This window comes from Microcystis sp. M53598_WE2 (assembly GCF_030067735.1).
Taxonomy (GTDB): Bacteria; Cyanobacteriota; Cyanobacteriia; order Cyanobacteriales; family Microcystaceae; genus Microcystis; species Microcystis aeruginosa.
Map to the genome: position 1 here is coordinate 1 of NZ_JASJFE010000023.1, position 4,441 is coordinate 4,441.

Consider the following 4,441-nt stretch of genomic DNA (forward strand, 5'->3'; position numbering starts at 1 on the left):
ACAAATTCCTATTGTCTGGGAACTAATAATCTCAAAATTTTGGAATACGACCCCAGGAACTAGGGAGGTGATTAATCTCTGAATCTGGGGAAAAACCCGCGAAGATATAAAAATTATTACCCAGAAAATTAAGACCGTGGCCAAGGTAGCACTTACCGTCAAAGTTGCATCTTTTAAGAGGTTATCCGGTTGACGTTCTTGACGATAACGGACAATGGCCGCTTTAATCTTTGCTAAAGCTCGTTCGGCCAATACTTCTTGACTTACTGAGTGTAATTTGGCATCTTTAGAAGTAATAGTAGCAATAACCGTATCTCCCAAAATAATCGAGGGGTTTTTGTCTTCAGGATCGATTTTTATGGTTAAATCTTCAGGAGAAAGAGCATCGTCATCGGCAATTTTTTCAATTCTGGTTGTAATCGATTTCGCTCTTTCTTGCGCTGAAAAAGAACCTATTCCCTGCCGAATCGTAAAAAGTTCTTGATTATCAAGCATGACGGGAAAAACTTCTCCCAAAGTTTCCAGGGGTGTTTCCTGTCCTTGTTTAGCAGGATTATTCTGGGCCGCTATCATGAGGATGGGGGATAAAGTCAGTAACAAAACTAAACAAAACAGCCCTAGGTAACGCCAGATTTTTTGCATCTTCTAAGCCACAATTGCACAGGAGCGATCGAGTTTAATACCTCTTTTTTTCATCGTAGCATGGAATAGTTCTGTGGATAACACCTGTTCCACCGGATAAATCCCGGCTTTTTGGAGTTTTGCCGCTAAGATTAATTCTGCCACGCTGCCAGTTCCCCAACCCGCTGCTTGAGCAGTATTCTCGTGAAGCATAGTTGCTTGATAAACTGCTTTTTGCTGCCCTTGCCATCCGGCCACTTTTGCTAACATTGCTACCCCAATTCCCGAAAATTTATCGGTTACTTCTGTCATGCGATAACTAACTTGGGAAAAAAACTCGATTCCCCGAGAACTTTCTACCCAAGCATCGGGAAAAATATGGGCAGTAATCCAAGTTAAATGATTATAAAAATCGGGAATAGAACCAAATTTTGTAATCACATTTTGCACTTGAAAAGATTCAGCAAAAGTATAGGTTTCTGGCATATCAAACCAATAAACACCAGTTTTACCTAAAGGAGCGGGAAAGTCAATTACTTCTCTAGCAGTATAGGGTTTAATCTCTTGCCATTGTCCCTCAATCCAAGCTAAAAAAGGCTTTTTTAAGCCGAGAAAAGTAGTCCGCATCACGGTTAATCCCGCACCTCCTGAACCAGCTACGGCATAATTTAAACGGATCGTTTCTACCCTATCTAACTGTTCCACTCCCTCTCGCACTATACTATTAGAAATACCGGGGAAAATTCCCGTATTAACCACGGCAGTTATTCCCGCTTTTATCGCTAATTCTCGATAGGGAATTAACTTTTGATAAAAAGAACGATGATCACTAACATCAATATAATTGACTTTTTCTTCGATGCAAATTTTTACTACCCTGCCATCGCGATAATGAAAGGGACCGGCACAATGAATAACTAAATCACTCTTTTTAATTGCCTGTCTAAGCTTGTCTATTTCTTCTAAATCTAAAGCCAAAAACTGCATTCTTGGCAGTAATTTAATCGCTTTTTCCTTCCGTCCAGTGACAATAATTTTAGCTGCAGTATGATTAATAATATCTAGGGCGACACTTTGACCAATGCGACCAGTGCCACCTAAAATTAAAACAGTTTTTTCCATGGCAACTATCAATAATATTTGTTGCCCTAGTATAGCATCCTCTTGGCAATTTTGCCTATTTTACAAGATGAAAAATTGAGAATAATCACAACTTATTTAATGCGTCCGAGGGGCAAGAAAATAGTTAAAATCTCACCTTCTTCGGGTTTTTCACGCACAATCAATTTACCTCCCAAAGCTTGAAAAAGGTTTTTAGTCACCTTCATATTCAGACTTAAACTACCGGTTTCTGGTTGAAACATTAGGACTTTTCCCAAAGCTTTGAGGGTAAGATTAGGCGATTTTACCTGAGTTTGGAACTGCATTTTTAATTGATTTCCTGCCGTTGATATATGTACCTGCAACAGGCCACCACTAGCCATACTGCGAGTACATTTTTCCACGACTCCATTTAACATTTGATCCAATAAATTCGGGTCACTAATTACCGAAGGCAATTTTTTCGGTACATTAACTTCTAAATTGACATTGCGCCGTTTAGCTTGTTTTTGCCACCGGGGAATACTATCTTGAAAGACTTTTTCTAGAGCAATTGGAATTAATTGAATCGGTTTATCCCCCAGAGGATTAATACCCAATTCTGCGGCTCGGAAAATTAATTCCATGCGCTGAATTTGTTCACTACATTCTAAATCGATTGTTTCTAAATATTTCTGCACATCTTCCGTTACTTTTGCCCGTTTTAATAATAATCGGGTAATGGTGCGAATGGTGGTTAAAGGGGTGCGAATTTCGTGGGTTAAAGCGCGCAATAATTCCAAATCACAACCCGATTCTAAATTAGAATTATCTTCCTTTGGCGGAGTGATTTCGGCATTGATAGGCGATTTCGTTTTTTTCAGGTCTAAATTAGGCTGGTTGGGTAAATTTTGCAGTAATTGGCGACTAAATTGGCTAACTAGACGATAATCCGGCGAGGGACTGCCATTAGCCTCGATAATTGCCTCTAAAGTCCCGATTTGCGGATAACGCAGATTAACTAATCGTTGCCGCAACTGCTGCCAGGCTTGCTGGGTGAGGACGGGATCAAAGGAAAATTGAAAAGAGGACAAACCCCACTGATCCTCGCCTAAAACCAGCAAAAGAGCGAAACTTTCGCTAAAAACCAGACAAAATCTTTCATTAGCAATCGGATCCGTTGGCAAGAGAGGCAATTCATGAATCTCCGTCGGGGAAACATCGGCGGCGGATTTTTCCTGAGAAGGCAATTGCAAACCCGGCCATTGTAAATGTTTTAAAGCTTTAACAGTAAAAACACCAAATTCAAAACCCGTTAAAGCCTTGCTTTCTCTAACTAAAGCCGTCGGACCGGAGAGAATTAAACCCCGACCGGCGGCAGCATTATTTTGGTTTTGTAATAAGATATTTTCTAAAGCGGCGATCGCTGCGAACCATTCACTTTCCGCTTTCAGTTGCGAGCGCTTGAGCCATTCCGATAAATTAGGATAAAAAGCATTGGGGGTGAAAGTTTCCCGGTCCTGATGGTCAGTCGGCGGGAAAATATCGCTTAATTTCGGTAAAGACCCCTTTAACATCGTCTTCATCACTGACTAGATACAAATTCCTTACCTAGAATAGTACCCCCGTTAATGCTCATCCCATAACGGTAAAACCGAACTCTATTAGCAGTGATATCCGCGTTTTTACCTAGGGCAGTTATCTTAATAGTGAGGTACAAAGTTTTGCTTTTGGGGAGTCGGTCGTCGATAGCAAATTAGGTTACACTTCATCTTGATCAGAAAGGCTGTCAATCGGTTTAATGATTTGTAATATAGGTTAGTCCAGTTGATTACCTATGCTGGTTGTGGGGTTCGTGGCTCAATTCAACCTCGATAAGTCTGATATTTAATTACACCTGCCGACTTATGTGTTTTTTTGTTACATTTAAGTATTTTTTTTGTTTATCTATGGTTATCATAGAGCAAGTTAAATTGTTCCCAAATTATTTCCCTAACTAACCAATCTTTGCTCCCAAACCCTTTTGCCTTGACCTTAGGTCAATGGGAGGAACCATCGGCTCTTGGTTTGCCTGTTTAAGTGTTGCTTTCAAGCTAGGTAAACAGTTGAGTAGTGGTAACTGTTCAGCAATAGTTGGGGTCGGTTATTGACTATATTTTGCCGTGAGCAAATTCTGAGAATTAATCAGAACTAAGTGCGCTTGTCTGTCTTCCGAACCCGTCGCTGCTGCGGATTTGAGGTTCATTTATCCTTTGTCTGAGAGAGAGTAAAAAATATGCTGCACATTCATATTCTTCAGGATACGTTTTTCAAGTCTTCCACAGCTTTTTCTGAAACCCTCAATAGTGGGCAAAAATCCTTAATCAAAGCGGGAACTAAACTGCCAATTAAATCTTATTTTCGCCAAAATAATCATTATTCTGTCAAGTTAGCCGCAGAACAAGGTTCAGTGGGAAAAGCGGGATTTTTCTTTGATGATCATGTACAAGTAGAAGAAATACGGGGCGTTTGGCTCACCAATGTTGACAGTGATATTCTCAAGTCTAAAGATAACCTAAAAGCTGGGTTGGAAAAACTTAAAAATTTAGGATTTAATACTCTTTATCTAGTAGTTTGGAACAAAGGCTATGTGTTTTTTCAATCACAAATTGCTGATAATGTTTTCACTGCTGATAAGGAAAAACTCAAAAAAGTCAACCTTGAAAAAGAGTTAGTCGGTAGAGATCTACTAGCAGAAATC

The 4,441-nt window shown here is 39.9% G+C and carries 4 protein-coding genes; 1 reads left to right on the plus strand and 3 read right to left on the minus strand.

All coding sequences use genetic code 11. The annotated features are described in order from the left end of the window. The 3 genes from PX636_RS00505 to PX636_RS00515 all read right to left on the minus strand — a co-directional run. The coding region (locus PX636_RS00505; protein ID WP_502882833.1) for a DUF8459 domain-containing protein at positions 1-642 on the minus strand (642 nt) is incomplete at its 3' end. Positions 643-645: 3 nt separating this feature from the next. Continuing rightward, positions 646-1,743: a saccharopine dehydrogenase family protein gene (locus tag PX636_RS00510; protein WP_002795634.1), complete on the minus strand. Its 1,098-nt coding sequence runs from the start codon at positions 1,741-1,743 to the stop codon at positions 646-648. A 92-nt stretch (positions 1,744-1,835) separates the two neighbouring features. Further along, positions 1,836-3,278 (minus strand): sensor histidine kinase, encoded by a 1,443-nt coding sequence (locus PX636_RS00515; RefSeq protein ID WP_288115881.1) that lies wholly within the window; start codon positions 3,276-3,278, stop codon positions 1,836-1,838. A gap of 698 nt (positions 3,279-3,976) precedes the next feature. Here PX636_RS00515 and PX636_RS00520 point away from each other — a divergent pair. Continuing rightward, the coding region (locus PX636_RS00520; protein WP_288115882.1) for a family 10 glycosylhydrolase at positions 3,977-4,441 on the plus strand (465 nt) is incomplete at its 3' end.